The organism is Streptomyces sp. NPDC006551 (assembly GCF_040611675.1).
In the GTDB taxonomy this organism is placed as follows: domain Bacteria; phylum Actinomycetota; class Actinomycetes; order Streptomycetales; family Streptomycetaceae; genus Streptomyces.
This window is the reverse complement of the sequence record NZ_JBEXOT010000022.1, coordinates 82,480-108,259: the sequence shown is the minus strand read 5'-3', so window position 1 is coordinate 108,259 and position 25,780 is coordinate 82,480. Positions and strand designations below refer to the sequence as shown.

General features: G+C 72.1%; 20 protein-coding genes and 4 pseudogenes. 12 read left to right on the top strand and 12 right to left on the bottom strand.

Annotated elements, in window-relative coordinates:
• Both ABZY12_RS20735 and ABZY12_RS20730 read right to left on the bottom strand, forming a co-directional pair.
• Positions 1-281 (bottom strand): annotated as a pseudogene (locus ABZY12_RS20735) (hypothetical protein); the annotation flags it as partial.
• A gap of 83 nt (positions 282-364) precedes the next feature.
• On the bottom strand, positions 365-1,642 hold the full coding sequence (locus ABZY12_RS20730) for a hypothetical protein (protein WP_356892325.1): 1,278 nt from the start codon (positions 1,640-1,642) through the stop codon (positions 365-367).
• Between the two features lie 295 nt (positions 1,643-1,937).
• On the opposite strand from ABZY12_RS20730, the gene ABZY12_RS20725 reads away from it, so the two are divergent.
• Both ABZY12_RS20725 and ABZY12_RS20720 read left to right on the top strand, forming a co-directional pair.
• On the top strand, positions 1,938-2,261 hold the full coding sequence (locus ABZY12_RS20725; protein WP_356892323.1) for a metalloregulator ArsR/SmtB family transcription factor: 324 nt from the start codon (positions 1,938-1,940) through the stop codon (positions 2,259-2,261).
• On the top strand, positions 2,227-2,613 hold the full coding sequence (locus ABZY12_RS20720; RefSeq protein WP_356892320.1) for a VOC family protein: 387 nt from the start codon (positions 2,227-2,229) through the stop codon (positions 2,611-2,613). The genes ABZY12_RS20725 and ABZY12_RS20720 overlap by 35 nt, the downstream gene beginning before the upstream one ends.
• Before the next feature lie 41 nt (positions 2,614-2,654).
• Here ABZY12_RS20720 and ABZY12_RS20715 read toward each other — a convergent pair.
• A pseudogene (locus tag ABZY12_RS20715) lies at positions 2,655-3,165 on the bottom strand (LysR substrate-binding domain-containing protein); the annotation flags it as partial.
• Here ABZY12_RS20715 and ABZY12_RS20710 point away from each other — a divergent pair.
• Positions 3,133-3,956 (top strand): annotated as a pseudogene (locus ABZY12_RS20710) (EamA family transporter). The pseudogenes ABZY12_RS20715 and ABZY12_RS20710 sit on opposite strands and share 33 nt — an antisense overlap.
• A gap of 200 nt (positions 3,957-4,156) precedes the next feature.
• Positions 4,157-4,486, top strand: a complete 330-nt coding sequence (locus ABZY12_RS20705; protein WP_356892318.1) for a hypothetical protein — start codon at positions 4,157-4,159, stop codon at positions 4,484-4,486.
• Between the two features lie 205 nt (positions 4,487-4,691).
• On the opposite strand, the gene ABZY12_RS20700 is transcribed toward ABZY12_RS20705, so the two are convergent.
• The gene (locus ABZY12_RS20700) at positions 4,692-5,246 is read right to left on the bottom strand and encodes a M23 family metallopeptidase (protein WP_356892316.1); all 555 of its coding nucleotides are present in this window, start codon (positions 5,244-5,246) and stop codon (positions 4,692-4,694) included.
• Between the two features lie 397 nt (positions 5,247-5,643).
• On the opposite strand from ABZY12_RS20700, the gene ABZY12_RS20695 reads away from it, so the two are divergent.
• From ABZY12_RS20695 to ABZY12_RS20680, 4 genes and pseudogenes are all read left to right on the top strand, one after another.
• Positions 5,644-6,156, top strand: coding sequence for a thermonuclease family protein (locus ABZY12_RS20695; protein WP_356892314.1), 513 nt, complete (start codon positions 5,644-5,646; stop codon positions 6,154-6,156).
• 8 nt (positions 6,157-6,164) lie between these two features.
• Entirely contained in the window at positions 6,165-6,554 is a 390-nt protein-coding gene (locus ABZY12_RS20690) for a GAF domain-containing protein (protein ID WP_356892312.1), read from the top strand.
• Positions 6,555-6,681: 127 nt separating this feature from the next.
• Positions 6,682-6,975, top strand: a complete 294-nt coding sequence (locus tag ABZY12_RS20685; protein ID WP_356892310.1) for a hypothetical protein — start codon at positions 6,682-6,684, stop codon at positions 6,973-6,975.
• Between the two features lie 7 nt (positions 6,976-6,982).
• Positions 6,983-7,110: pseudogene (locus tag ABZY12_RS20680) on the top strand (transposase); the annotation flags it as partial.
• A gap of 26 nt (positions 7,111-7,136) precedes the next feature.
• Here the strand turns inward: ABZY12_RS20680 and ABZY12_RS20675 are convergent.
• The 3 genes from ABZY12_RS20675 to ABZY12_RS20665 all read right to left on the bottom strand — a co-directional run bounded on the left by ABZY12_RS20675 (position 7,137) and on the right by ABZY12_RS20665 (position 11,503).
• On the bottom strand, positions 7,137-8,327 hold the full coding sequence (locus ABZY12_RS20675) for an acyl-CoA dehydrogenase family protein (protein ID WP_356892308.1): 1,191 nt from the start codon (positions 8,325-8,327) through the stop codon (positions 7,137-7,139).
• Positions 8,328-8,438: 111 nt separating this feature from the next.
• Entirely contained in the window at positions 8,439-9,887 is a 1,449-nt protein-coding gene (gene aspA / locus ABZY12_RS20670; protein ID WP_356892306.1) for an aspartate ammonia-lyase, read from the bottom strand.
• Between the two features lie 533 nt (positions 9,888-10,420).
• The gene (locus ABZY12_RS20665) at positions 10,421-11,503 is read right to left on the bottom strand and encodes an asparaginase (protein ID WP_356892304.1); all 1,083 of its coding nucleotides are present in this window, start codon (positions 11,501-11,503) and stop codon (positions 10,421-10,423) included.
• A gap of 152 nt (positions 11,504-11,655) precedes the next feature.
• Here ABZY12_RS20665 and ABZY12_RS20660 point away from each other — a divergent pair, with 152 nt between their 5' ends.
• Positions 11,656-12,111 carry an Lrp/AsnC family transcriptional regulator gene (locus ABZY12_RS20660; protein WP_356892302.1) on the top strand — a complete coding sequence of 152 codons (456 nt, stop codon included), beginning with the start codon at positions 11,656-11,658 and terminating at the stop codon, positions 12,109-12,111.
• A 206-nt stretch (positions 12,112-12,317) separates the two neighbouring features.
• Here the strand turns inward: ABZY12_RS20660 and ABZY12_RS20655 are convergent, their stop codons facing one another.
• Both ABZY12_RS20655 and ABZY12_RS20650 read right to left on the bottom strand, forming a co-directional pair.
• On the bottom strand, positions 12,318-12,518 hold the full coding sequence (locus ABZY12_RS20655; RefSeq protein ID WP_356892300.1) for a hypothetical protein: 201 nt from the start codon (positions 12,516-12,518) through the stop codon (positions 12,318-12,320).
• 8 nt (positions 12,519-12,526) lie between these two features.
• Positions 12,527-15,976, bottom strand: a complete 3,450-nt coding sequence (locus tag ABZY12_RS20650) for a BTAD domain-containing putative transcriptional regulator (RefSeq protein ID WP_356892298.1) — start codon at positions 15,974-15,976, stop codon at positions 12,527-12,529.
• Positions 15,977-16,572: 596 nt separating this feature from the next.
• Between ABZY12_RS20650 and ABZY12_RS20645 the strand changes: the two genes are divergently transcribed.
• Together ABZY12_RS20645 and ABZY12_RS20640 are read left to right on the top strand one after the other, a co-directional pair.
• Positions 16,573-18,657 carry a SpoIIE family protein phosphatase gene (locus tag ABZY12_RS20645; protein WP_356892296.1) on the top strand — a complete coding sequence of 695 codons (2,085 nt, stop codon included), beginning with the start codon at positions 16,573-16,575 and terminating at the stop codon, positions 18,655-18,657.
• Between the two features lie 47 nt (positions 18,658-18,704).
• Positions 18,705-19,718: a PHP domain-containing protein gene (locus tag ABZY12_RS20640; RefSeq protein WP_356892294.1), complete on the top strand. Its 1,014-nt coding sequence runs from the start codon at positions 18,705-18,707 to the stop codon at positions 19,716-19,718.
• Between the two features lie 117 nt (positions 19,719-19,835).
• Here the strand turns inward: ABZY12_RS20640 and ABZY12_RS20635 are convergent, their stop codons facing one another.
• From ABZY12_RS20635 to ABZY12_RS20625, 3 genes are all read right to left on the bottom strand, one after another.
• The gene (locus ABZY12_RS20635) at positions 19,836-21,227 is read right to left on the bottom strand and encodes an NADP-dependent succinic semialdehyde dehydrogenase (RefSeq protein WP_356892292.1); all 1,392 of its coding nucleotides are present in this window, start codon (positions 21,225-21,227) and stop codon (positions 19,836-19,838) included.
• A 274-nt stretch (positions 21,228-21,501) separates the two neighbouring features.
• A complete protein-coding gene (locus ABZY12_RS20630) occupies positions 21,502-22,173 on the bottom strand; it encodes a ThuA domain-containing protein (RefSeq protein WP_356892290.1) in 672 nt (223 codons plus the stop codon).
• Positions 22,174-22,326: 153 nt separating this feature from the next.
• Positions 22,327-22,953, bottom strand: a complete 627-nt coding sequence (locus ABZY12_RS20625; protein WP_356892288.1) for a TetR/AcrR family transcriptional regulator — start codon at positions 22,951-22,953, stop codon at positions 22,327-22,329.
• A gap of 89 nt (positions 22,954-23,042) precedes the next feature.
• Here ABZY12_RS20625 and ABZY12_RS20620 point away from each other — a divergent pair, with 89 nt between their 5' ends.
• The gene (locus ABZY12_RS20620) at positions 23,043-25,718 is read left to right on the top strand and encodes an FHA domain-containing protein (protein ID WP_356892286.1); all 2,676 of its coding nucleotides are present in this window, start codon (positions 23,043-23,045) and stop codon (positions 25,716-25,718) included.
• The last annotated feature ends 62 nt before the right edge of the window (positions 25,719-25,780 follow it).

Here is a 25,780-nt window from a genome sequence, read left to right as displayed (position 1 = left end):
CCGGCCGGAAGGGTCGCGACCTTGGCGTCGGCGGTCAGGTTGCAGCTGAACACGCCGCGCGCCTGGAGGTAGGTCGTGCCGGCCAGGGTCAGGACGCGGACCTGCGGGGTGGCACCGGTCTGCGGCGTGATGCCGGGCTCCAGGATCAGGTCGGCCCACTCACCGGCCTCGACACCCCCGGCGGCGGCCGCCGCCGGAGCGGCGGTGACCAGGCTCCCCACGGTCAGGGCGGCGGGCAGGGCGAGAGCGGCACCGAGCAGGCTGCGGCGGTTCTGGGACATGGTCGATCGACTCCTTGACGAAGCGTGAGAAGAAAGGGGGAAGAGAACAGGGGCGGCAGGAAGGAGAAGAAGGGGTGGTGGTGTCAGCGCCAGACGGCACTGAAGCTGTCCAGCTGCGCCCAGGTGATGACGTTGTCGCCGCTCCCGCCGAAGAGCCGCAGCTGGCGGTCCGGGCTCGCCTCGGCGCGGGCGACACAGCGACCGGCGCGGTTGTTGCGGGGCACGGAGGCGGAGGCGGCCATGCTGGGGGTCAGTGAGTCGGGCAGCGTGCCGATGACCCGTTCGATGTCGAAGGTGCCCTTCACTCCCCCGCTGAGCTGGAGGGTCTCAATACCGGCGATGCTGATCAGCCGGCCCTTCGGGGCGTTCTGGTCGGCGGTGACACCGGCGGCCAGGGTGAGCGGCTGCCAGTCGGTGAGGACCTTCACGCCGTCGATCTCAGGGGCCGCCGACAGGGACATGATGGTGCAGGTACGGGGAGCGGGGTTCTCGCAGGCGAAGCCGAAGTGAAGGTGCGGTACACCGTCACGGATCGAGACGGCCATGCCCTCGGGCTCGCGGTACACCAGGCCGGGGCCGGCCAGGACGAGCCGCTGGTCGAGAACGGCACCGGTCGCCCAGTCGACGGCCGTGAGGTACGTGTTTCCGGGGAAGGGGTTGGCCGGGTTGTCTTCGGCGATGGCCTGTCCGGCGAGCAGGTAGACGACCCCTCCGAGGGAGGCGTACCCCTGGAAGGTTCCGTTCGGGTCGGGCTGGGCGATGCGCGCGATCGGCTCCCACACCCCGGCCGCCGCCTTGGCAAGGTCGTACGACTCGAAGTGCATGCCGTTGGAACCGAACCGGACGATGAGCCGGTTCGTGGTGGGGTCGATGGTGCAGGTGACACCGGTCGCGCCGGCCGCGGGGGTGTACGGCGTCGAGTGGAGTGAGGAGCCGTGGTCGAGGACCGTGCCGGAGCGGAACTCGAAGTGGGTGACCGCCGTGCCGAAGCCGGTCTTTCCGTCCTGGGTGGGCTTGGACGCGGTCTCGGTCCAGAGGCGGGTGACACCGTCTCGGTTCTCGACGCCCATGGAGACGCCGTGACCGAAGCCGCGCAGATACATGTGTCCGGTGATGGCCCCCGCCTGGGTGAGGCGGGTGACGCACAGGTCGCCATGGGCCGCGCGGTCGGCGTAGCTGACCGGCCCCGACTCTCCGGCGAGGGTCAGGCCGCCCTCCGCCACCTGGATCACGAAGATCTCACCGGTCACCGGCTCCACGCCGAACGACTGCATGACCGTGGCGTTCTTCAGCGGGCGCCGGTGGAGCAGCTTGCCCACCGGCCCCGCGATGTCTATCTGTCCTTCGACGCTGACGCTCAATGTGGTCGCTCCCTGTCATTGCTCCGCGATCGGATCGGCCGTCAGTCTGCCAGCACCCGTAAGGGAGTCAGGATGCGCGGGCACCTCGCCGGCTCCGGACCGGTTGCCGCAGGTGACACACCCCCGCGCGGATCGATCGAGGGGCCGCTGCCGCCACGCCTCGCCCTCGCTCATGCGGACGTCGGCTCGGACTCGGACTCGGACTCGGACTGGGACTCGGATCGGCGTGGCGGCACGAACGGCGCGTGCGCACCCGACTTGATAGGCAAGCCGTCACTTGCCTATCGTGGTGGTCATGGCGGAGGACGTCTTCAAGGCGCTGGCCGACCCCACCCGCCGGCGAATCCTCGATGAGCTGGTGGAACGGGACGGCCAGACCCTTTTCGAGATATGCACGCGGCTGGTGACCAAGCACGGGCTGAGCCTGTCCCGCCAGGCGATCAGCCAGCACCTGGCCGTGCTGGAATCCGCAGGTCTGGTCCTTTCGAGGCGCCAGGGCCGCTACAAGTTCCACGATCTGAACACCGAACCCCTTGAGCTCATCGTGACCCGGTGGCTCAGGCCCGATACCCGGGAGAGCACCCATGAGGATCCACCTGTCCAGCGTCTTCGTCGATGACCAGGACAAGGCCCTGCGCTTCTACACCGACGTGCTGCGCTTCGTGAAGAAGACCGAGGTTCCGCTCGGCGAGGACCGGTGGCTGACCGTGGTCTCGCCGGAAGACCCCGACGGGACCGAACTGCTGCTGGAGCCCGACGGCCATCCCGCGGTGAAGCCGTACAAGGAGGCACTGGTCCAGGACGGCATCCCGGCCGCGTCCTTCGCCGTGGACGACGTGCACGCGGAGTTCGACCGGCTGCGCGAGCTCGGGGTGCGCTTCACCCAGGACCCGCTGGAGATGGGCCCGGTGACCACCGCCGTTTTCGACGACACCTGCGGCAACCTGATCCAGATCGTCCACAGCGAGTAACTGATCGCGATTCATCGGCGGGCGTGCCGAGGTTCTTCTCCCTATCGGTAGAGCTCGGTGGCGAGGGCGAGGGCGATGGCGGTGTGGGTGGCCGGGTGGGCGTCGTGGGTGCGCCAGATGAGGTAGACGGGCGGGGTCGGCGTCGCGCAGGGGGCGGTAGGTGATGCCGTCACGGCGGTACTGGGCGGCGATCGCCTGCGGAGTGAGGCCGATACAGCGGCCGGTGGCGATGGCGGCGAGCCAGTCGTCGATGTCGTGGGTGTACTCGACGGCGGGCCGATCATGTTCGGGCCACAGATCCAGGGTGGTGCTCCCGGTGCGGCGGTCGATCACCAGGGTGCGGCCGAAGACCTCGTCCAGGCGGATGCCGCGGCGACGTGCCCAGGGATCGTCGGAGGCCAGAGCGACATACCGGGCCTCGTGGCCGATCAGCGCGTGGGACCAGAAGGTGAGGTCCAGCGGGGCGCGGACCACGGCGAGGTCGCAACGCCCTTCGGCGAGGCCGCCGGTGGGGCTGTTGTGGCGGACCAGACGCAGTTCGGTCTCGGGGTGCTCGCCTTCCCCCCTCGGGCCCGTCGGTGTGGTGGCGGTGCGCCAGTGGGTGGCCGCCGCCGTACTCGGGCCGGCCGGCCGGCCGCGGCTGCGAGAGTTCACGGCGGCCCGGTGGCGTCCGGTGCTGGCGCTGGCGCTGGTGTTCGCCGCGATGAACCTGTCCCTGTACGCGGCGATCGAGCGGATCGGGCTCGGGCTGGCCGTGACGCTGGAATTCCTCGGCCCGCTGACCGTGGCCCTGGCCGGCTCCCGCCGCCGGATCGACCTCGTCGCCGCCCTGGCCGCGGCGGGAGCGGTGGCGGTACTGGCACGCCCCACCCCCTCCACCGACTACCTGGGCATCGGCCTGGCCCTGCTGGCAGCGGTCTGCTGGGGCTGCTACATCCTGTGCAACCGCACCGTCGGCGCCCGCCTGCCCGGCCTGGAAGGCTCGGCCGCCGCGGCGCTGGTCTCCGGCGCCCTGTATCTGCCGGGTGGGCGCGTGGGTCCTCTGGCATCGGCCGCCCACACCGGCGGCGCTGGGCTGCGCGCTGGCAGCCGGGGTGCTCTCCTCAGCCGTACCGTTCGTCTCCGACCTCCTGGCGCTGCGCCGGGTGCCGCCGCATTTCTTCGGCGTCTTCATGAGCGTCAACCCCGTCTTCGCCGCGCTGATCGGCCTGGCCGTCCTGGGCCAGCACCTCGACACCGCCTCCTGGTCGGCCATCGCCGTGATCGTCACGGCCAACACCGTCGCCGTCTCCACCACGTCCCGTGACATCCCCGACAACCGCACCGCCCCGGGAACATCCTGATCGCACACGCAGGGCCGACGGTGGATCTACTGTCGCGGTCGAGTTCGGAGCCATATCAACAGGGCAGCGGCGGTGACGGTGCCGGGTTGGACGTATCCGCACTAAACTTTCCAGGACGCCAGCCGGCCTTGACGCCGACGTCCGGCTGCTCGGTGCCTCCTCTCTCACGCCGCTAGGCTGCGATCAGACAGGACGGGGGGATGATGGTGGAGCAGTGGACTGAAGGCCCCGCCGCCGGTTCGGAAGCGGCGGGGGAGCGGTACGACTCCGACCTGAGGGCAACGCGGAAGGCGTCGCGGGATGTGATCCGGGCCGACCTGCCCGCCGCGCACTTCGGTCTGGGTACCGTGGTCGTCGCCAGTGTGATCGTGGGCTATTTCGCGACTCCCGGCGTTGCGGCCCTCGTTGCTGGAGCCTTCGCAGCGTTGTTCCTTGCGGCGTTCGCCGTCATGTTCCTTCGAGGCATCCGAAGCGTGGACGGATGGCGCAGGGCCTACCTCTTCACCTTCGGGTGGGCGAATTGGCTCTAGGCACGTGCTTTTACGTCCTGTTCAGAGCGCGTGGCCATGGCTCGGGGTGCTCGTGCCGGTTGTTCGGCTCGCGGCCGAGGCGCTGTCGGCCGCAATGATGCGGTTGGCTCTCCGCGACGACGCCCGAGCTTTCAGACAGTCATGTTCCCACCGCTCTCGTGGCGGCCCCGGGCCGCGCCGATCGTGGCGCGGCCCGGGGCCTCGGTCAGGCGCGGGAGTTCACGCTGACGGGCCACGAGCCGGTGCGCGGCGTCGTGCCCTGCAGGGTGGCGGCGATGCCCACCCGGGTGTTGCAGTCGATCACCTGGAAGTGGAGGTGCGGAGCGGTGGACGATCCCGTACTCCCCGACCAGCCGATGATTCGGCCCTGCGGCACCCAGTCGCCGGTGTTGTAGATCGCCCGGTTCAGGTGCGCGTAGTGGGTGCACCGCCCGTTCGAGTGGCGGATGATCACCTCGATGCCGTTCTGCCAGTACTGCGACCAGTCCGACACGAGCACGGTGCCGGCCTGAGAGGCGGAGACCTCATAGTTGGCGGGGAGTCCGAAGTCCCAGGCGTACTCGTTGTACGGCCCGGTGTGGGAGTACGTGCCCTCCGGCCCCTGGGTGACCTGGTACGACTCACCGGCCGGATAGGGGAGTTCGTAGTAGTAGTCGACAGCGGCGGCGGGCGGTGCGCCCACGAGTCCGATGCCCGACATCGTGAGCACCGCGCTCGCTAACGCGGCGAACCGGCGCATCCCCGTTCTCGTTCTCTTCATCCTGCGAACTCCGTTTCTCGTGGCCGACCGAGGACCTGGCGTGCGCCCCCGCCTTCCACATATGAAAGGTTGTCGGTTCATCAGTTCCCAGGAATCAGGCGGAACAAGCGGCCCATGTGCCGCCACGATCCACACAACTCACGCGGTTCTGCGCCGAGATGACCGGCACGCAGTCGATATCGCATGCGGAGGTGGCGTCAGTCGGCGACCGGGAACGCGCGCGCCGCGGTCCAGCCGATGACGGCCCGGCCCTTCGGGACTCGCTGCCGGCGCCGCGCGGAGATGTGCAACGGCCTCGCCGGCGTCACCATCGCCTCGCGGGCGCCCTGAGCGCGGTCGCGTGACCACCGCCGCAGTGCTGTACTGGCACAGAAAAACCCCGTCGAGAGGGGTCGCCGTGCAGCCTTCCTCCCGCAGGCGGACCGCCGTCCTGGCCTCGGTCACCGCGCTGGTGAGCCTCGGTGTTCTGACACCCGTCACCCCCGCCCAGGCCGCGCCGCCAGGGCCCATCGTCATCCGCGTCATCGACGGCGACACGATCGAGGTGCGCGGCACCGGCAGGGTCGTCCCCGACGGTACCGTCGCCCACGTGCGCCTGCTCGAGGTCGACACCCCCGAGCGTGGCGCCTGCTACAGCCGCCAGGCCACGGCCCGGACCACCGAGCTGCTGCCGCCGGGCAGCACGCTGCGGACGGAGAGCGACGTCGAGCTCAAGGACCGTTACGACCGCCATCTCCTGTACGTGTGGAACGAGAGCGGCGTCTTCGTCAACGAGTCCCTGGTGCGCAGCGGTCACGCCAAGGCCGTGCTGTTCGAGCCGAACGACAAGCACTGGAAGACGATGAGCGAGGCACAGACCGCCGCCCGCCAGGCCGGCGCGGGTCTCTGGTCCGCGTGCCCCACCAACTGACGGGCCCCATGTCCCCGGCACGGGCACGGAGTGCCTACTACGAACTGGACCCCGCGGGGGACTTCCGGCTCACCGGCTTCTACCCTCCGAACGCCGCGTCCCCGCGCACGGTGATTCCCAGTGCCAGCACCGGGGGTACTCATATCAGGACGGAGATCCTGGACGTCGGCCAAGTGTGGGTCGTGGACGGGATCGCGAGCAGGATCAGCCATCTGCGGCCGACCTCCGCCAACAGCTACACGGCGGTGATCGCTGCTCCGGTCGTCGACGGCACCCGGCACTTCGGGATGCTGTCGGTGGACGCCCCCGAACTGGGACAGCTCGTCGACGAGCACCGGCAGTTGATCGAGGCACTGGCCGCCCTGCTGGCCGCCGGCCGGGTGCCGATCACGCCCTGAGTGGGCGACCGCGTGACCGGGTGACCGGCCGAACAGGATGAGGTGGAGCATGTCCTCGACACCGAGCGGCAGTCCGCGTGACGGCCGCGGCCACGACGCCGAGCCTCGCCGTGAAGAGTCGCCTCCCGTGTCCGAGGCCCTGCTGGCTATGGACGTCCGGCGCCGGCAGGCGCGGGCGCGCGCGACGCAGCGGGTCGACGCGGATCTGGCACGCACACAGGACGAGGCCCTGCCGCACCTGGCCGTCACCGTGCTGGCCACGGGTGCCTTCGCCGTGGTCGGCTTGACGCTGGCACGGATGACGGACGGCTGGTGGTGGACCGGCCCGGTCGCGGCGGCCCTCGCAACCGGGTCCGCCGCCGTGGGATACGTACGCAAGGCCGTCCGCCGCACGGACAGCCGGGCCCGGCGCCCCCGTTGAGCGCGACGACGGGACCCTGCACCGGGTGCGGACCGGGGTGCAGTGGCGTGACCTGCCCGAGCGATTCGGAGCATGGAACGCCTCCATGAACGCCACCCGCTGTGGTCGGCCGACGGGACGTGGGAGCGTCTGCTCCCACTACGGTTCAACGTGACAACTCCCTAGCGCCGGACGCGAGGCATGCCCAGGCCGATCCAGGAGATGATCTCGCGCTGGATCTCGTTGTTGCCGCCGCCGAAGGTGAAGATGACGGCGGAGCGGTAGCCGCGTTCCAGTTCGCCGTGGAGGACCGCGCCGGCCGAGCTCTCCTTGAGGGCGCCGGCCGAGCCGACGACCTCCATGAGCCAGGCGTAGGCGTCGCGGCGGGCCTCGGAGCCGTAGACCTTGACCGCGGAGGCGTCCTGGGGGGTGAGGGTGCCGTGCTCGACGGCGTTCACCATCTGCCAGTTGAGGAGCTTCATCGCGTCGAGCCGGGTGTGTGTACGGGCGAGGTTCCGGCGCACCCAGCCGAGGTCGATCACCCGCCGGCCGTCGGCGAGTTTGGTGTCGGCCGCCCAGCGCTGGACGTCGTGGAGGGCGCGGATCGCCATGGTGCCGTGGGCGGCGAGGGTGACGCGCTCGTGGTTGAGCTGGTTGGTGATCAGGCGCCAGCCCTTGTTCTCCTCGCCGACGCGCCGGGAGACGGGGACGCGGACGTTCTCGTAGTAGCTGGCGGTGGTGTCGTGCGAGGCAAGGGTGTTGATCACGGTGCAGGAGTAGCCGGGGTCGGTCGTCGGCACGAGCAGCATGGTGATGCCCTTGTGCGGCGGGGCCTCCGGGTCGGTGCGCACGGCGAGCCAGACCCAGTCGGCGGTGTCGCCGTTGGTCGTCCAGATCTTCTGGCCGTTCACCGTGTAATGGCCGGTGGTCTCGTCGCCCTCCCTCACCGCGCGGGTCTTGAGCGCGGCGAGGTCGGTGCCGGCGTCGGGCTCGCTGTAGCCGATGGCGAAGTCGATCTCCCCGGAGAGGATCCGGGGGAGGAAGTACTCCTTCTGTTCGTCGGTGCCGTACCGCATGATCGTCGGGCCGACGGTGTTCAGGGCCATCAGCGGCAACGGCACGCCGGCCTGTGCGGCCTCGTCGAAGAAGATGAACTGCTCCATGGCGCCGAGGCCGCGCCCGCCGTACGCGACGGGCCAGCCGACCCCGAGCCATCCGTCCGCCCCGAGCCGGCGCACGGTCTCCCGGTAGAACCGCTTCTGAGCGGCCGGTTCCCCGTAGCGGGCGTAGACGTTGTCCGGGACCAGCTCGGCGAAGTACGCGCGCAGCTCCGCGCGCAGACGGTGCTGGGCGGGCGTGTACTCGAGGTGCATGGGGGCCTCCCGTGGCGGCGTCCTGGTGCGGTGCGCGCGACGGCCGCCACGGTAGAACGTGTTCCATAAATGGGGAAGCCCCCGGCCCCTCGTACTGCCTTCGTACAGGCCTCAGCGGGAGCCGGTGAGGTACTCCGGCGTGAGGAGTTCAGCGATCCGCTCGGCCGGCAGCAGTCCCTGTTCCAGGGTGAGTTCGGCGACGCCGCGGCCGGTGGCGAGCGCCTCCCGGGCGATGGCGGTGGCGGCGGTGTAGCCGAGGTACGGGCTGAGGGCGGTGGCCAGTCCGATGGAGTTCTCCACGGCGGCGCGCAGTGTGTCGACGTTGGGGGTGATCCCGGAGACGCAGCGTTCGGCGAGGGTGACGCAGGCCGCGCGGAGCGAGGTGATGCTCCGGGAGAGGGCGTGCAGGATGACCGGTTCGAAGGCGTTGAGCTGGAGCTGACCGCCTTCCGCCGCCATGGTGATGGTCATGTCGCTGCCGATGACCTCGAAGGCGACCTGGTTGACGACCTCAGGGATCACCGGGTTCACCTTGCCGGGCATGATGCTCGAACCGGCCTGCACCGCGGGGAGGTTGATCTCGTTGAGGCCGGCTCGCGGGCCCGAGGAGAGCAGCCGCAGGTCGTTGCAGGTCTTGGAGAGCTTGACGGCGATCCGCTTGAGCACGCCGGAGAGTTGGACGAACGCGCCACAGTCCTGGGTCGCCTCGACCAGGTTGGCGGAGGTCACCAGCGGCAGGCCGGTGATCTCGGAGAGATGACGGCGGGCGGTCTCGGCGTAGCCGGGCGCGGCGTTGAGGCCGGTGCCGATGGCGGTGGCGCCGAGGTTGATCTCGTGGATCAGCTCGACGGCCTCCGCGAGCCGGTTGCGGTCCTCGTCCAGCATCACGGCGTACGTGGAGAACTCCTGGCCGAGCGTCATCGGCACCGCGTCCTGAAGCTGCGTACGTCCCATCTTGACGATGTCGCGGAACTCCATGGCCTTCTGGGCGAAGGCGTCCTGGAGGACGGCCATGGCCGCGAGGAGTTCACGGGCCGCCCGGATCGTCGCGACGCGGATCGCCGTCGGGTAGACGTCGTTGGTGGACTGGCCGAGGTTGACGTCCTCGTTGGGGTGGAGGCGGTGGTAGTCGCCCTTGGCGTGTCCCAGCAGCTCCAGGGCACGGTTGGCGACGACCTCGTTGGCGTTCATGTTCGTCGACGTACCGGCGCCGCCCTGGATCACGTCCACCACGAACTGGTCGCGGAGGCGGCCGGCACGGATCTCCCGGCAGGCGGCGACGATCGCGTCGGCCTTGACGGCCGGCAGCAGGCCGAGTTCCTGGTTGGCGAGGGCCGCGGCCTCCTTGACGGCGGCGAGCGCGCCGATGAGCTCCGGGTGGGCGGAGATGCGGGTGCCCGTGATCGAGAAGTTCTCCAGGGCGCGCAGGGTGTGGATGCCCCAGTACGCGTCGGCCGGCACCTCGCGGTCGCCGAGCAGGTCGTGCTCGCGGCGCGTGGGGGCCTGCTCGGCGGAGAGGGACGGGGATGGGGACGGAGACAGGGACGGGTCGGGGTGCATGGCGTCGGCGGCCTTTGCTCGTGGGCGGAGGGTGGGGAGAACGACGGGGCGGGGTGAGGACGTGCCCCCGCGAGGCGTGGGGGGAGCGAGGGGTGGGGGGAGCGAGGGGTGGGGGTGCGGAGTGAGGGCGTGAGGGCGTGGGGGCTTGAGGGAGGAGGTACGGAGTGAGGGGGTGCTGCGGAGGCGCACGGCGCGAGGGCAGGCCTTTCCGGCGTGCCGCCGCGCCGACGGAGGACCTGCGGCGCGAGCGCCGGGGTACCGACATGCTGCCGCGCCGACGGCGTACGTGCGGCGTGAGCGCTGGGTGCCCCGGCGTGCCGCTACGCCGACGGAGCACCTACGGCGTGAGCGCCGTGCGCCGGCGAGTCGCTGCACCGACAAGGTGCGGCGAGCGGCTGAAGCGGCGGCTGCGGCGAACCGCTGCGCCGCCGGGTGCGACGTGTCGCCTCGCCGCCGGGTGCGACGTGCGGCGCCGACGAGGTGCGGCGAGCCGCTGCCCCGCCGGGCGCCGTGAGCCGCTGCGCCGACAGGTGTCAGCCCGCGGAGAAGCGGGACCCGCCGGCCGCCAGGGCGGGCTCCGGGCGCACGGGGCCGTCGAGGAGGGGGCGGAGCACCTCGGCGCGTCGCGCCGGGTCCGTCTCGGCGAGGATCGCAGCGAGGAGCGCGATGCGCGCCTGGCCCGCACGGAGGGTGCCGGTGAGCAGCGCGCCGGCGGCGACCAGGTCGACCGCTCCTCCCCCGGTGTAGATCTCGGCGACGGGGCCCGCGGGGACCCGGGTCGTCACGGCGACGAGGACGCCCTGGGCGACCGCGTCGGCGACGGCGGCGGCTATCTCCGGGGTGGCGTTCCCCGCACCGGTCGCGACGAGGACGATGCCCTGCGCGCCGGCGGCGACGGCTGCGTTCAGGAGCAGCGGGTCGCCGTCGGAGTGGTGGGTGACGATGTCGACGCGCGGCAGAGTGACGTACGGCTCCCCCGGCATGTCCCCGGCCGCGTACGCGGCCATGGGCAGCGGCAGGGGGACGGGCCGGTCGGGCCGGCGCTGGACGTGGACCTGGCTGAAGCCGACCTTGCCGAGCGGCTGCTCGGAGGGGTCCGAGAAGGCGTCGACGGCGAGGGTCTGGGTCTTCACCGTGCCGCGCGCGGCGTGGACGAGGCCGTCGAAGGCGATGAGCACGCCGAGCCCGCGCACGCTCGCGGCGACCTGCAGGGCGTCGCAGAGGTTGCCGGGGCCGTCGCCGTCGGCGGTTCCGAGCGGCCGCTGCGCGCCGGTCAGCACGACGGGGCGCGGGTCCTCGTGGTGGAGGTCGAGCAGGAAGGCGGTCTCTTCCAGGGTGTCGGTGCCGTGGGTGATCACGATCCCGTCGACGCCCGGGTCGGCCAGCGTCTCGTGGACCGCGCGCAGCAGGGTGAGCTGCCGGCGAGTGGTCATACGGGAGCTGTTGACGTTGAACAGGTCCACGACCTCGACGGCGATGCCCTCGGGGAGCGCGGCGGTGGCGAGGACGTCGTCGCCGGGCGCGTCGGCGGCGTAACCGGTGCCTTGCCAGCGACTGGCGATCGTTCCGCCGGTACTGATGAGAACGATCCGCCGGGTCCGGTCGTCGCGCGTCATGGGAGTCTGCCTCGGGAGAGTCGTGGTGCGGTGGTCCAGGAGACGTACAGCTGTTCGGCGGTCCGTCGCCGCCGAAACAATAGGACAGTCGCCGCGCAACACGATTGCGAAGTTCGCTCGAGTGACCCTCTCGCGCGGTGCATGATTGCGTGATGGACCGAATCGACCGAAGCATCTTGCGTGAGCTCCAGGACGATGGCCGGCTCACCAATCTGGAGCTCGCCCAGCGGATCGGGCTGAGCGCCTCGGCGTGCATGCGCCGGGTCCGTCAGCTGGAGCAGGACGGGGTGATCCAGGGCTACCGCGCCGTCATCGCACCGGAGGCCGTGGGCCGCGCCTTCGAGGTCCTGGTCTCGATCGAGGTGCGGCGGGACCGTGACACCGTCCAGGCGTTCGAGGAGGCGCTCCAGGACATCCCGGACGTCATCGAGGCCTACCGTCTGTTCGGCAGCCCCGGCTGCCTGCTGCGCATCGCGGTCGCCGATCTGGCCGCGTACGAGCAGCTGTGGATCGAGCGCCTCACCTCATTGGCGGGCGTGACCGAGGTCAATTCGCAGATCATCATGAAGCGCGTCAAGGAGGACCGCGGTCTTCCGATCGCCCGCTGAACCCTCCGTAAGCGCCGATCGCCACCTGAACCCGCTGAACCCTCCGAAGAGCGCCTGAAGAGTCGGGCACCGAAGACTCGACATCGCCGGACGCGCGCGAGGAAACGCACCGCGCCGCGGTGCGTGCCAAGATCGATCCGCCGCGTCCCGCCTGAGCCGGCTGCCCGCCCGCGGGAGGGGAGCGTCCCGGCTCAGGCGGGGTGAGGCTAGGGAAGGAGCTCGTCCAGGGAAGCGCGGCCCTTCTCCGCCATACGGCGTTCCGCCCAGGCCAGGTTCTTCGGACTCACGTCACGACCGGAGGCGAGGACCAGGTCCTCCGCCGTGAACTCACCCTCCGACCCGGCATGCAAAAGGCTGTCGGGCGTCGGGCTCTCCCCCGGAGATGTCTTCTCGGACTCAGCGTTCATGCCGCCTCCTAGTTCTTCCGGCAATGGCCATTGTCCTGGCCGGACCCCTCTCGCGCATCCGGGCCCGGTGGGGCGTGGCGTCGGACCAGGACGGCGGCCTCCTTCACAGACAGGCGGCCGCCCTCCTCGTACCGCCGCGCGTAGGTCGGCGGGTCGAGGACCGCGCGCAGGGCGCGCTCCGCGCGGTCCCTGACGGACGCCTCGGTCCGTGCCGTGAGAGGCAGGAAGCCGACGCCGCCGGCGGTGGCACTCAGGGCGTCGTACGCCCCGAGGAGCCGTGCCCCGTCCTCCGCGGAGCCCGGCGTGCCGAGACCGGCCCTGGCCCAGGCGGCCGTCGCGAACTGGCTGACCACGAGATACGGGGCCACCAGATACGCCAGCTTCTCCAGCGCCTCGACGGCGCGGGCGAGCTGTCCGGCCGCCTCCTCGTAAGCACCGTCGAGGCAGTCGAGCCAGCCGCGCACCCCGCCCACCGTGCCGGTGAAGAGGTCGGGCGTCACCTCGCTGAACTCCTGCTCGGCGAGCCGGAGCTGTTCGCGGGCGAGCGCCGTCCGCCCGGAGCTTCCGTAGTACTGGGCCAGGAGGAGCCGGGCCGTGCTCACCGCCTCCGTACCGCACTCCCCCGCCTCCTCGGCCGCGGACACGAGGAGGCTCTCGGCGTCCGACCGCGCGGCCTCGTCGGTGGCGAGCCGAAGCCGTACATCGGCGAGCCGGGCCTTGAAGACGGGAACCTGGGTGCGGGCGCCGAGCCGGGCAGCGCCCGCCATGGCGCGTTCGTAGTCGGCGGCCGCGTCGGCGAGGCGGCCCGCCCGCTCGTACGCCTCGCCTCGGGCGGCGAGGGACTCGGCGACGCCCCAGGAGTCCTGGACGGCCTCGAAGAGCGTGAGGGCCTGGTCGGCGTCGTCGGGGCGCTCGCCGAGGCACTTGGCCCGCATCAGGAACGTGAAGGCGAGTTCCCATTCCCCGCCGTGGACTCGGCAGGCGTCGACGGCGGCCTCCAGCGTCTCGCCCAGGCTGGTGAACTCGCCCGTCATCAGCCGCGCGAAGAACCACATGGAGCCCGGCTGGCGGCAGTTCTGCGGCATGCCAGGGCGGTAGGCGGAGACGATGGCGCGGAGCCGTTCCCGGGTCCGGGGACGCTCCAGGTCGGTGGTGCCCTCGCACGCGAGGACCACGAGCCGGCAGTCGCGACGGGCCTCCCACAGCTGCTCCTCGTTCCACGGCGGCGGGGTGCCGGTGGGACGCTCGGTGAGGGGTACGGCGCGGCGCACCGGCGTGGCAAAGGGGTCGGGACCGAGGGCGGCGGCAGCCACGGACCAGGTGAGGGCGTCGGACTGACGGACACGGAGCTGCCAGAACCAGCTCATCGACAGGACGACGCAGAGCGCCTCCTGTTCCTCCCCCAGGGCGACGGCGGTCCGCAGGGCGGTGGTCAGGTTGTCGTGCTCGCGCTCGAAGCACCGGAGCCAGTGCCGTTGTCCTGGCCCACGGAGCAGCGCGTCACCGCGACGGGCGAGCTCCCGGTAATGGACGAGGTGGCGTCGTTCGGTGGCCTCCCGGTCACCGGCCTCGTCGAGCCGCTCGGCCGCGTACTCGGCGACCGTCTCCAAGAGGTGGTAGCGCATGGCGCCGCCGTCGACGGGCGCGGCGACGACGAGCGACTTGTCGACGAGGGAACCGAGCACGGGGAGGACGTCGAGGTGGTCGACGCCGTCAAGGTCGCCGAGGTCGTCACGGCCGGCAAGGCCGTCGCGGCCGTCGCGGTCGTCGCGGTCGCCGAGGTCGCCGAGGTCGCCGAGGTCGTCGCGGCCGTCGCGGCCGTCGCGCGTGCCGGGGCTCGCGCACACCGCCTCCGCCGCCTCCAGGTCGCAGCCGCCGGTGAAGACCGACAGGCGGCGCAGAACGGCCCGTTCCCGCTCGTCGAGGAGGTCCCAGGACCAGTCGACGACGGCGCGGAGGGTCTGCTGACGCGGCAGGACCGTGCGTGCGCCCGACGTGAGCAGACGGAAACGGTCGTCGAGCCGGTCCACGATCTGACGAGGAGTCAACAGGCGTAGCCTCGCCGCCGCAAGCTCGATCGCGAGCGGCAGACCGTCGAGACGTCGGCAGATCTCCGCGCACGCCTCGGGATCGTCCTCGGGATCGAACCCCGGCCGGGCGTCCGCGCCCCGCGCCGCCAGCAGCCGCAGGGCGCTGTCCGGCGTCAGCGGCTCGACCGGGCGCATGGACTCCCCCGGTACGCCGAGGGGTTCGCGGCTCGTCGCGAGCACCGTCACGCCGGGGCACCGCGCCAACAGGCGCTCCACCAGACCCGCCACCGCGTCCACGACATGCTCGCAGTTGTCGAGCAGGAGGAGTATCCGCCTGGCCGCGCAGTGCTCGACCAGCCGCCCGAGCGGGTCGCGGGCCGTCGTCTCCACGGCCGCCGCCCCGTTCCACATCTGCGTCTCGCGCGCGCCGAGCGCGGTCAGCACGGCCTCGGGTACGTCCGCCCCCTCGCGTACGGAGGCGAGTTCGGCGACCCGTACCTCCTCCGGCCGTCCTTGGGCCGCGACCGCCTCCAGGGCGAGCCGGGTCTTCCCCACGCCGCCGGGACCGAGCAGGGTGACGAGCCTTCGGTGCGACAACTCGTCGCCCAGTGTGGCGAGTTCCGTCTCGCGGCCGATGAAGGAGGTGAGCCGGGCGGGAAGGAGCGGCAGCCGAGCGGTGAGATCCGAGCCGGGGGCGCCGTCGTCGGCGAGCAGCCGCGCGTGGAGTTCCCGCAGTTCGGGTCCCGGGTCGGCGCCCAGACGTTCCGCGAGAACCGTGCGGACCTCGTCGTACGCCTGGAGCGCCTCGGCCGCTCGGCCTGCCGCGCGCAGTGCCCGGATGCGCAGGGCCTGAACGGTTTCGTCGAGCGGGTGCTCGGCGGCGAGGGCGGCCAGCGGGGCGAGGGCGGCCCGGGCCCGGCCGAGGGCCACGTCGGCGGCGAGGCGGTCGCGGCGCGCCTGCGTGTGCCGCTGCTCGGTCCGGACGACCAGCGGGTCGTCGTCCCGGCCCGGCAGGTCGGCGAGCGCGGGCCCCCGCCACAGGGCGAGCGCCTCGTCGAGGAGCCGGGCCGCCTTCTCCGCCTCCCCTGCCCCGAGCGCGTCGGCCCCGTCGGCGGCCAGCCGCTCGAACAGGTACAGGTCCACGTCGTCGGGGTCGGCTGCGAGACGGTAGCCGCCGGGCGTCGACACCACGGCCTCCCGCCCCAGGGTCCGGCGCAGCCGCCCGACGAGGGCCTGCAGCGCCGCGGTCCCGTCCCGGGGCGGAGTGTCCGGCCAGATCTGGGCGATCAGCTCGCCCGTCCCGACGCCACGGCCGCCCGCGGCGGCCAGGGCGGCCAACAGGGACCGGAGGCGTGCCCCTCCGAGGACGGCCTCGCCGCCGTCAGCCCGGAGGGCCTGGCTGGGACCGAGAACGCGGTAGGACGGCATCACCGGCCCATTCTCCCCCGAGGCGGTGCCGACTCCGGTCTCCGGCGGAGGGGGCGCCGACTCCGCGGGACCCCGCCCCCGTCAGCGGGAGGTCGAGGCCGCTGCCCGCACACGCCCGCGCGAACTGAGGGAGCCGCCGCTCCGCAGTCGACGGAACGCTGCGGCCGTGCCCGCCCGTCGGCGCCCGGCCTGCGTCGCCCGCCCCCTCCGACGGCGAACGACCAAGCCCCTGCCCACCCGCGCCCGAACGGACCGCAGGAGCCGCCGCCCGGCCTGCGCCGCGCGCCCCGCCGTAGGCGGACCATGACCGCTGCCCGCCCGAGCGGCCCGCCGTCAGCGAACGACCAAGCCCCCGGCCCACCCGCGCCCCGAACGGGACCGCAGGACCCCCGGCCCGCCAGCGCCCCGCGCGGACCACAGCAGCCGCCGGCCCACCCGCGCCAGCGCGGACCGCAGGACCTCCGGCCCACCCGGGACGGGCCCCCGGCCCCTGCCCCTCCGGCCGGCAAGGCCCCCGCCCCCACCCGTCGAAAGTCGCGCGGCGCGCCGTGTCGCCGCCATGGCGTCGGGGGGACCCGGGTTCGACAATGGGGAGGATGACCGACGACGACCGGCGCACCCGCAGTGGCGAGATCGGGCCCACCGAGCGGCTCGCCATGAATCGCACCGGCAGCTTCGACTGGGATCTCGACACGGGCACCATCGATGTCGACGAGGCCGGGCTGCTGGTCTTCGGGCTGGAACCGGACCGGTTCGACGGGCGGCCCGTCTCGCTCGTCAAACGGCTCGCCCCCGAGGAGCGAGGCGACCTCGAAGCCGTGATCCGCCATGCGATCACCAGCGGCCAGTCCTCGTACACCGCCCACTTCCGGCTCGAGCGGGCCGACGGAACCCCCCAGTGGACGCACGTGCAGGCGCGGATCCTGCGGCAGGCGGACGGTCTGGCGCACCGGATCGTCGGCATCGTGCGGGACACCACCGCCGAGGTCACCCACTCCGCCTTCGTCCTGGAGCTGGAGAAGCGCCGTGAGCTGCAGACCAGCATCGTCGAGCGGACCACGCACGCACTGTCGCGGGCGGTGACCGTCGACGACGTGACGGCAGCCCTGACCGGGCCCGGCGGGCTCGCCCGGCTCGGCGCGGACGGCCTCGCGCTCGGGCTGGTGGAGAACGGCTCGCTCAACATCATCGCCCTCAGCGGGGAGTCCCTGGAGATCCTGAGCGACTTCCGTACCCGCCGTCTCGACCGGGGACTGCCGCTGGCCGAGACCGTGCTGAGCGGGCGACCACGGTTCGTGTCCTCGTTCCCCACCCTCGGGCGGGAATTCCCCGAGCTCGCGCCGTACGTCGACCGGCTGAGGTTCAAGGCCGCCTGCTATCTGCCCCTGATCGCCCAGGCCCGCTCGCTCGGTGGCATGGCGCTGTTCTACCGGGGTCGTACCTCCTTCAACGCCGACGAGCGCAATCTCGCGCTCGGCCTCGCCGCGATCGTCGCCCAGTCCCTCCAGCGCGCCCTCCTCTTCGACGAGGAGCGGGAGCTCGCCACCGGACTGCAGGAGACGATGCTGCCCCGGCGGATCCCGGCGATCACCGGCGGCGAGATCGCCGTCCGCTACCACGCGGCGTGGAGCGGACGTCAGGTCGGCGGTGACTGGTACGACGTCATCCCGCTGCCCCGCGGCCGGGTGGGCATCGTGGTGGGCGACGTCCAGGGCCACGACACCCACGCGGCCGCCATCATGGGCCAGTTGCGGATCGCGCTGCGGGCGTACGCGGGTGAGGGCCACGCCCCCTCGACCGTGCTGGCCCGCGCCTCCCGCTTCCTCGCCGAGCTCGACACCAACCGTTTCGCCACCTGCACCTACGCCCAGGTGGATCTGGCCGGCGGCACCGTACGCGCCGTGCGGGCCGGGCACTTGGGCCCGTTGATCCGGCACACGGACGGCCGGGTCGGACATCCCAAGCTGCGCGGTGGGCTGCCGCTCGGCCTGGCGACCGTGTTCGGGGACGAGGAGTTCCCGGAGACCCGGCTCGATCTCGTACCCGGGGAGACGCTGGTGCTGTACACGGACGGTCTGGTCGAACAACCGGGCTCCGACATCGAGACGGGCGTCATGGCGCTCAGCGAAGCGATGCGGAGCGGTCCGCCGCAGGCGGAGGCGCTCGCGGACCACCTCTCCGAGCGCCTGTGGGAACGATGGGGCTCGGGGGACGACGTGGCACTGCTGGTGCTGCGGCGCAGCCCGGACCCGGGTACTCCGCGGGCCCCGCGCATCCATCAGTACATCCACCAGGCCGACCCTCAGGGGCTCTCGGACGCGCGAGCGGCGGTGGGGCAGGCGCTGCGGGACTGGAACATGGACGAACTGGCCGACGACGCCGAGCTGTTGACCGGTGAGCTGCTGGTCAACGTGCTGCTGCACACGGAGGGAGGCGCGGTGCTCACGCTCGAGGTGCTGCCCGAGCCGGTGCGGCGGGTGCGTCTGTCGGTGCAGGACCGTTCGAGCGCCTGGCCCCGCCGGCGTACGCCGGGCGAGGCGGCGACCTCGGGGCGCGGGCTGCTGCTGCTCGACGCGCTGGCGTCGAGGTGGGGGGTGGAGCCGCGCGGCGAGGGCAAGGCGGTGTGGTGCGAGATCGGGCCGGTGCCCGCACCGGCGGTGGTGGCGAAGTCGCCTGACTGACCCGCCGCCGTGAGGGAGCGGGACGAGCGGGGAAGAGGAGGTTCACGATGGATCCCGTGGCGGCGCTGGACCGGATCGCCTTTCTGCTGGAGCGCTCGCAGGCGCCCTCGTACCGTGTGCGTGCCTTCCGCACCGCCTCGGCGGCCGTCGCGGCGATGGCGGACGGCGAGCCGGCGAGCCGCGCGGCCGCCGGCACGCTGGAGTCGGTCAAGGGCATCGGGCCGAAGACGGCGGCGGTGGTGCGCGAGGCGCTGGCGGGGCAGGTGCCCGCGTATCTGGCGCGGCTGGAGGAGGAGATCTCCGTGCCGCCGGTCAGGGGCGGTGAGGCGCTGCGGGCGGCGCTGCGCGGCGACTGCCATCTGCACTCCGACTGGTCGGACGGCGGCAGCACGATCGAGGACATGGGGCGTACGGCGGCGGCGCTCGGCCACGACTGGGCCGTGCTGACCGATCACTCGCCGCGGCTCACCGTGGCACGGGGTCTGTCGCCCGAGCGGCTGCGGGAGCAACTGGACGTGGTGGCCCGGCTGAACGAGGAGTGGGCTCCGTTCCGGCTGCTGACCGGGATCGAGTGCGACATCCTGGAGGACGGCTCGCTCGACCAGGAACCGGAACTGCTCGAACGGCTCGACGTGGTGGTCGGCTCGGTGCACTCGAAGCTGCGGATGGCCGCGCCGGCGATGACCCGGAGAATGGAGAAGGCGGTGCGCAATCCGCTCATGGACATTCTGGGGCACTGCACGGGACGGCTGGTGAGCGGGGGGCGGCAGCGGCCGGAGTCGACGTTCGACGCGGAGCGGATCTTCGCCGCGTGCGCCGAGTCCCGGACGGCGGTGGAGATCAACAGCCGCCCGGAGCGCCTCGATCCACCCCGGAGGCTCCTGCGGCAGGCGGTGGAGGCGGGTGTCCACTTCGCCGTGGACACGGACGCCCACGCGCCGGGGCAGTTGGAGTGGCAGATCTTCGGATGCGCACGGGCGGAGGAGTGCGGGGTTCCGGTGCAGCGGGTGATCAACACCTGGTCGGCGGAGGAGCTGCTGGCCTGGACCCGAGGGGAGTGACGGGGCCGGTTCGCCGACGGCGCCCCGCCGGAAGTGGTGGGCGCACCGGAGCGGTGGGCGCACCGGAAGCAGTGTCGGACGCAGCGCCGGAAGCGTTGAGCCAGCCGCCAAGGGTGTTCAGGCGCGCTGCCAGACCGTGGTCGCGTTGCAGAACTCGCGGATGCCGTGGCCGGAGAGCTCGCGGCCGTAGCCGGAGCGCTTGACGCCGCCGAACGGGAGCGCCGGGTGGGAGGCGGTCATGCCGTTGACGAAGACGCCGCCGGCCTGGAGGTCGCGCACGAAGAACGCGATGTCCTCGTCGTCGCGCGTCCAGACGTTCGAACTGAGTCCGAACGGCGAGTCGTTGGCGACGGCGACGGCCTCCTCGATGTCGGTCACGGGATAGAGGGTGGCGACCGGACCGAAGGCCTCTTCCTGGTGGATGCGCATCTCCGGGGTGATGCCGGTGAGCACGGTGGGGCGGTAGAACCAGCCGCGCGGCCGGTCCTCGGGGCGGCCCCCGCCGCACAGGACCGTGGCCCCTTTCCGTACGGCGTCGTCGACCAGTTCCTCCAGGCCGTCGCGGCCCTGCTCGGTGGCGAGGGGGCCGACGTCCGTGGACTCGTCGAGCGGGTCGCCGACGACCAGGGCCTCCATGGCGGCGGTGAAGCGTTCGGCGAAATGGTCGTAGACGTCCTGGTGGACGATGAACCGTTTGGCGGCGATGCAGGACTGGCCGTTGTTCTGTACGCGCGCGGTGACGGCGGTCTTCACGGCCCGCGGAAGGTCGGCGGAGGGCATGACGATGTACGGGTCGCTGCCGCCGAGCTCCAGGACGGTCTTCTTGACCTCGTCTCCCGCGATCGCGGCGACCGAGCGGCCCGCCGGCTCGCTGCCGGTCAGCGTGGCCGCGGCGATCCGGTGGTCCCGCAGGACGGCCTCGACGGCGCCGGAGCCGATGAGCAGGGTCTGGAAGCAGCCCTCGGGGAAGCCGGCGCGACGGAAGAGGTCGCCGAGGTAGAGCGCGGTCCTGGGAACGTTGGAGGCATGCTTGAGGAGACCGGTGTTGCCGGCCATCAGCGCGGGCGCGGCGAACCGGATCACCTGCCAGAGCGGGAAGTTCCAGGGCATCACGGCGAGGATCGTGCCGAGCGGTCGGTAGTGGACGCGGGCGGAGTCGGCGCCCGAGTCCCGGACGTCGGCCTCGGCCGGCTGCTCGTCGGCGAGGAGCCCCTCGGCGTGATCGGCGTACCAGCGCATGGCCTTGGCGCATTTGGCGACCTCGGCACGGGCGGCGGCGATCGGCTTGCCCATCTCGGTCGTCATCGTGTGGGCGACGTCCTCGGCGTCCTCGTCGAGCAGATCGGCGGCGCGACGCATCAGCCTGGCGCGCTCGGAGAAGGAGGTGGTGCGGTAGTGCCGGAAGGTGTCGTGCGCGGCGGCGACCCGGCGTTCGACCTCTTCGTGCCCGTGGGTGTCGTAGGTGCGCAGTGTTTCGCCCGTCGTGGGATTCACGGTGGCGATGCCCATGTCGTCTCCTCCTGCCGTCCTCCCCACGGGAACCCTCCCGCGTGCGGGCGGGTGGCGCAATCGGGGGCGGTGCGCGGGGGTGACGAGGTCGACGGCGCGCCCCGGCAGCCTGCGGCGTGGCCGGTGAGGGGTGCCCGAGGCGTGGCCTGTGAGACGTGTCCGAGGTGGGATCTGTGAGACGTGTCCGGGATGGGATCTGCGAGACGTGTCCGGGGTGCGTCCTGTGGACACGTGCCCGAGGTGGGTCATGTCGGTGGCGCCCGCGGCGGTCCCGTCAGGGGTGCCGGGCGGCCGTCGCCCAGGTGAGCGCTCCGGAGAGGTGGGCGCGGAAGGTGTCGTCCTCGTACGCCTCGGCGGCGTGGCCCAGCGCGGTGAAGAAGACGCGGCCGCGGCCCACTTCCCGGCACCACACCAGGGGATGGTCCCCGCCCAGTGTGCCGCCGCGGTACGTGGATTCGTCCGCCGTCGCCAGGACGCGTACGCCCGCTCCTCGCGGGTTCGATGTGAAGTTGTACCACTCGTCCGTCCACGCCCACCGGGCGGGCAGCGCGGCCGTGGCCGGATGGTCGTGGGTCTCCGCGCACACGACGCCCGGCTGGATCTCCGGGTGGCCGTCGAAGCGGGTGCCGAGGAGGTCGCCGTAGAAGGGCCAGTCCGGTTCGGCGTTGGCCGCCGCGTGGATCGCGAGGAAGCCCCCGCCGCCTCGGAGGTACGTCTCGAAGGCCGTACGGGCCTCCGGTGTCAGGACCGAGCCGGTCGTCGAGAGGAAGACCACCGCCGCGCACCGCTCCAACCGCACCGGAGTGAACACCGACGGGTCCTCCGTCGTGTGCGCGGCGAATCCCGCGGCCCGCGCCAGTTCCGCGAGGGCGGCCGAGCCGGCCGGGATGGAGTCATGGCGGTAACCCGCGGTGCGGGTGTAGACGAGAACGTCCGGTGTCGGCACGAGGCAGGCTCCTGGGCAGGACGGAGTAAGCGCTTTCTGCGGTGCTGAGGACCGTAACCAGCTCCCTCCCCGTCCCGCAAGGCCCGCCTTCTCACAAGACCGCCTTCCCGCCTTCCCCGAGCGACCCTGTCGAGAGGGCGACCCTGCCCTCGCTCAAGGCTTGTCGTTCTGCTCCGTGCTGCGCGTCGACGCCTCCAACAGCGGGGCCAGGAAGTCTCGTTCGAGGCTGCCCGGCGGCACCTCCCCGGGCTCGACGTAGCTCTGGGCGAGTCCGCCCTCGCGCAGGGCGATCAGGAGGCGTGCGAACCGGTCGGCGTCCACGGTCAGTTCGCGCCCCGCACGGCGCAACACGTCCTTCAGCCCGCGGGCGATCTCGGCCCGCAGCCGCGCGTCGTGGCGGGCGAGGACCCAGGCCGTCTGCGGATCGCGGATGGCGTGCAGGGTGAACTCCGTGCTGATCAGGTACCAGTCCCGCTCGTCGGGCTCGATGCGTGAGGCGAGTTCGGCCACCCGTTCCAGGGTGTACTCCTCGGCGGTGAGCGCGTCGACCGCCTCCGCCAGCCGGCGCACGGTCCGCTCGCTGTGCTCGTCGAAGAGGGCGAGGAAAAGCTCTTCCTTGCTCGCGAAGTTCGAGTAGTACGCGCCGCGGGTGTAGCCGGCGCGCTCGCAGATCTGCTCGATGGTGGTGGCGTGGAAACCGTGCTCGGCGAAGGTCTCCAGAGCCGCCTTCAGCAGGGCGGCCCGAGTCCGGGGCCGACGCTTGGTGACACCCTTCGGCACGGGCGGGCCCTCCTTGTCCACGATCGCCCCGCCCACGATACCGGCGCCTCTCCCAGGCACGGAGCGCCTCCGGAGGATAAAATTCACGCATGGGAGAGCGGCCCGTCGTGCCCGCCGCCGCACCCGAGCTGGTCCTCGAGATCGACGGGGGCGCGACATTGATGAGTCCGAGTCGGGTCTACCGCATCGGGCGCGACCCCACCAGTGACATCGTGCTCGCGGACGCCCGGGCGTCGTGGCACCACGCGGTGCTGCGGGCGGTGGGCGGCCACTGGACGCTGGAGGACGAGGGCAGTACGAACGGCACGTACGCGGACAGCCGCCGCGTCCGCGACCTGCGCGAGGTCGGCCCCGGCACGGTCATCCGGTTCGGCCACCCCGGCGACGGCCCCCGCGCCGTCCTCTCCTCCGGCGCCGCGCCCGTACGTGAACCGGCACCGCCGACGCCGGTACGAGAGCCGGAGCCCTCACGCCCGGTACGCGAACCCGAGCCGCCGGAGCCCGTACACGAAGCCGTCCCCCCACCCCCCGTACGAGAACCAGAGCCTCCACCCCCCGTACGCGAACCCGAGCCGCCGGAGCCCGTACACGAAGCCGTCCCCCCGCCCCCCGTACGAGAGCCGGAGCCCCCGCCCCCCGGGCGCGAGGTCGAGCCTCCGCCTTCCGGGCCGCCGGTGCCCGCGCCGCACCCCACGCCCGTACCCCCGCCGGTGCCGGCCCCCGAGCCGCCGGCGCCCGCGCCGCCGCGGACACCGCCCCGGCCCTCGTCCGTCTCCCGACCCGCCGCCACCGGAACGTTCCGGCAGCCGACGTCCATCCGTCCGCTCCCGACCCGGACCGTACGGATCGGCCGCGCGCCCGACAACGACCTCGTCGTCGACGACCTGGTCGTCTCCCGCCGCCACGCCGAGCTGCGCGCCCACCCGGACGGCACGTTCTGGATCCATGACGTCGGCAGTCACAACGGCACGTTCCTCAACGGCGCTCCCGTCGTCGACGCCCGGGTGACCCCGGACGACATCGTCGGCATCGGTCACGCCGCCTTCTGTCTCATCGGGGACAAGCTCGTCGAGTTCACCGACACCGGCGAGGTCTCCCTCGACGTGCAGGATCTCGCCGTCACCGTCGACCACGGGCGCAAGAGCCTCCTCGACGGCGTGTCCTTTCCCGTCGGGCAGAAGTGTCTGCTGGCCGTGGTGGGGCCCTCCGGCGCGGGCAAGTCCACCCTCCTCGGCGCGCTCACCGGTCAGCGGCCCGCCGACCGCGGCACGGTCCTGTACGACGGCCGGGACCTCTACCGCGACTACGCCGAGCTGCGCCAGCGCATCGGACTCGTCCCGCAGGACGACATCCTGCACCTCCAGCTCACCGTCCGCCGGGCGCTCGGATACGCCGCCGAACTGCGCTTCCCCGAGGACACCGCGCGGGCCGAACGCCGGGCGCGGGTCGAGGAGGTCATCGGGGAGCTCGGTCTGGCCGAGCGGGCGGACCAGCCCATCCACAGTCTCTCCGGCGGCCAGCGCAAACGGGTCAGCGTGGCCCTCGAACTGCTCACCAAACCCTCGCTCCTCTTCCTCGACGAGCCGACGTCCGGCCTCGACCCGGGCATGGACCGCTCGGTGATGCACATGCTGCGCGGGCTCGCCGACGACGGCCGTACGGTCATCGTCGTCACGCACAGCGTGCTGAGCCTGGACGTCTGCGACCGGCTGCTCGTACTGGCCCCCGGCGGCCGGGTCGCCTACTACGGGCCGCCCGGCGAGAGCCTCGGCTTCTTCGGCTACGCCCAGTGGCCGGAGGCGTTCGAGGCGTTCGAGAACGAACGCGACCGCGACTGGGCGGGGCGGTACCGCTCCTCGCACTTCCACCGCCGGTACGTCGCCGACGCGATGGACCGGCCCGCCCTGCCCCGCTCCGGTACGCGGCCCGAGCCCGGCCCTCCGCCGAAGGCGCAGAGCTGGGGCGCCCAACTCCGTACCCTGATACGCCGCTATGCGGCCGCGCTCAGCGCCGACCGTACGTTCCTGGCCATCATGGTCGCCCTGCCGTTCGTGATGGGGGCGATGGCCCGGGCCCTGTCCGAGGGCAGCCTCAACCCCGAGTCCACGATGAACGTGTTGCTCATCCTCTGTGTCGGCGGCGTGCTGACGGGGGCGGCCAACGCGGTGCGCGAGCTGGTCAAGGAGCGCACGATCTACCGCCGGGAGAGAGCCGTCGGCCTGTCGCGTTCCGCGTATCTCCTGTCGAAGGTGGTCGTCCTGGGCCTGATCACGGTCGTACAGGCGGTGGTGCTGACCCTGGTCGCGCTGATCGGTGTCCCGCTGAACGTGCCGGACGGCAAGGGTGTGCTGTTCCCGCCGCTGGTGGAGCTCACGCTGGCGGTGGCGCTGCTCTCCTTCACCGCCATGATGCTCGGTCTGTTCGTCTCCGCCCTGGTGCGCAAGGAGGAGGTGACCATGCCGCTGCTCGTCCTTCTCGCCATCGTGCAGGTGGTGTTCTGCGGGGCGCTGCTGACCGTGCACGGATCGCCCGTCCTGGAGCAACTGGCGTGGCTGGTGCCGGCGCGGTGGGCGTTCGCCGCGATGGGCGCGACGATCGACATCGGAAGGACCGCGCCGAGCGAGAAGACGGCGGATCCGCTGCTCGACCACACCCTGGGCGCGTGGCTGTTCGACATGGGGATGCTGGTGGTGCTCTGCCTTGTCCTGGGGTTCGTCGTCGCGCGGCTGCTGCGCCGCCGCGAGCCGGTGATCATGCGGAAGTAGCCCTCGCCAAAGACTTCGGAAAGGCTTGAAAGGCTTGAGCTTGAAAGGCTTCTGAAAGGCAG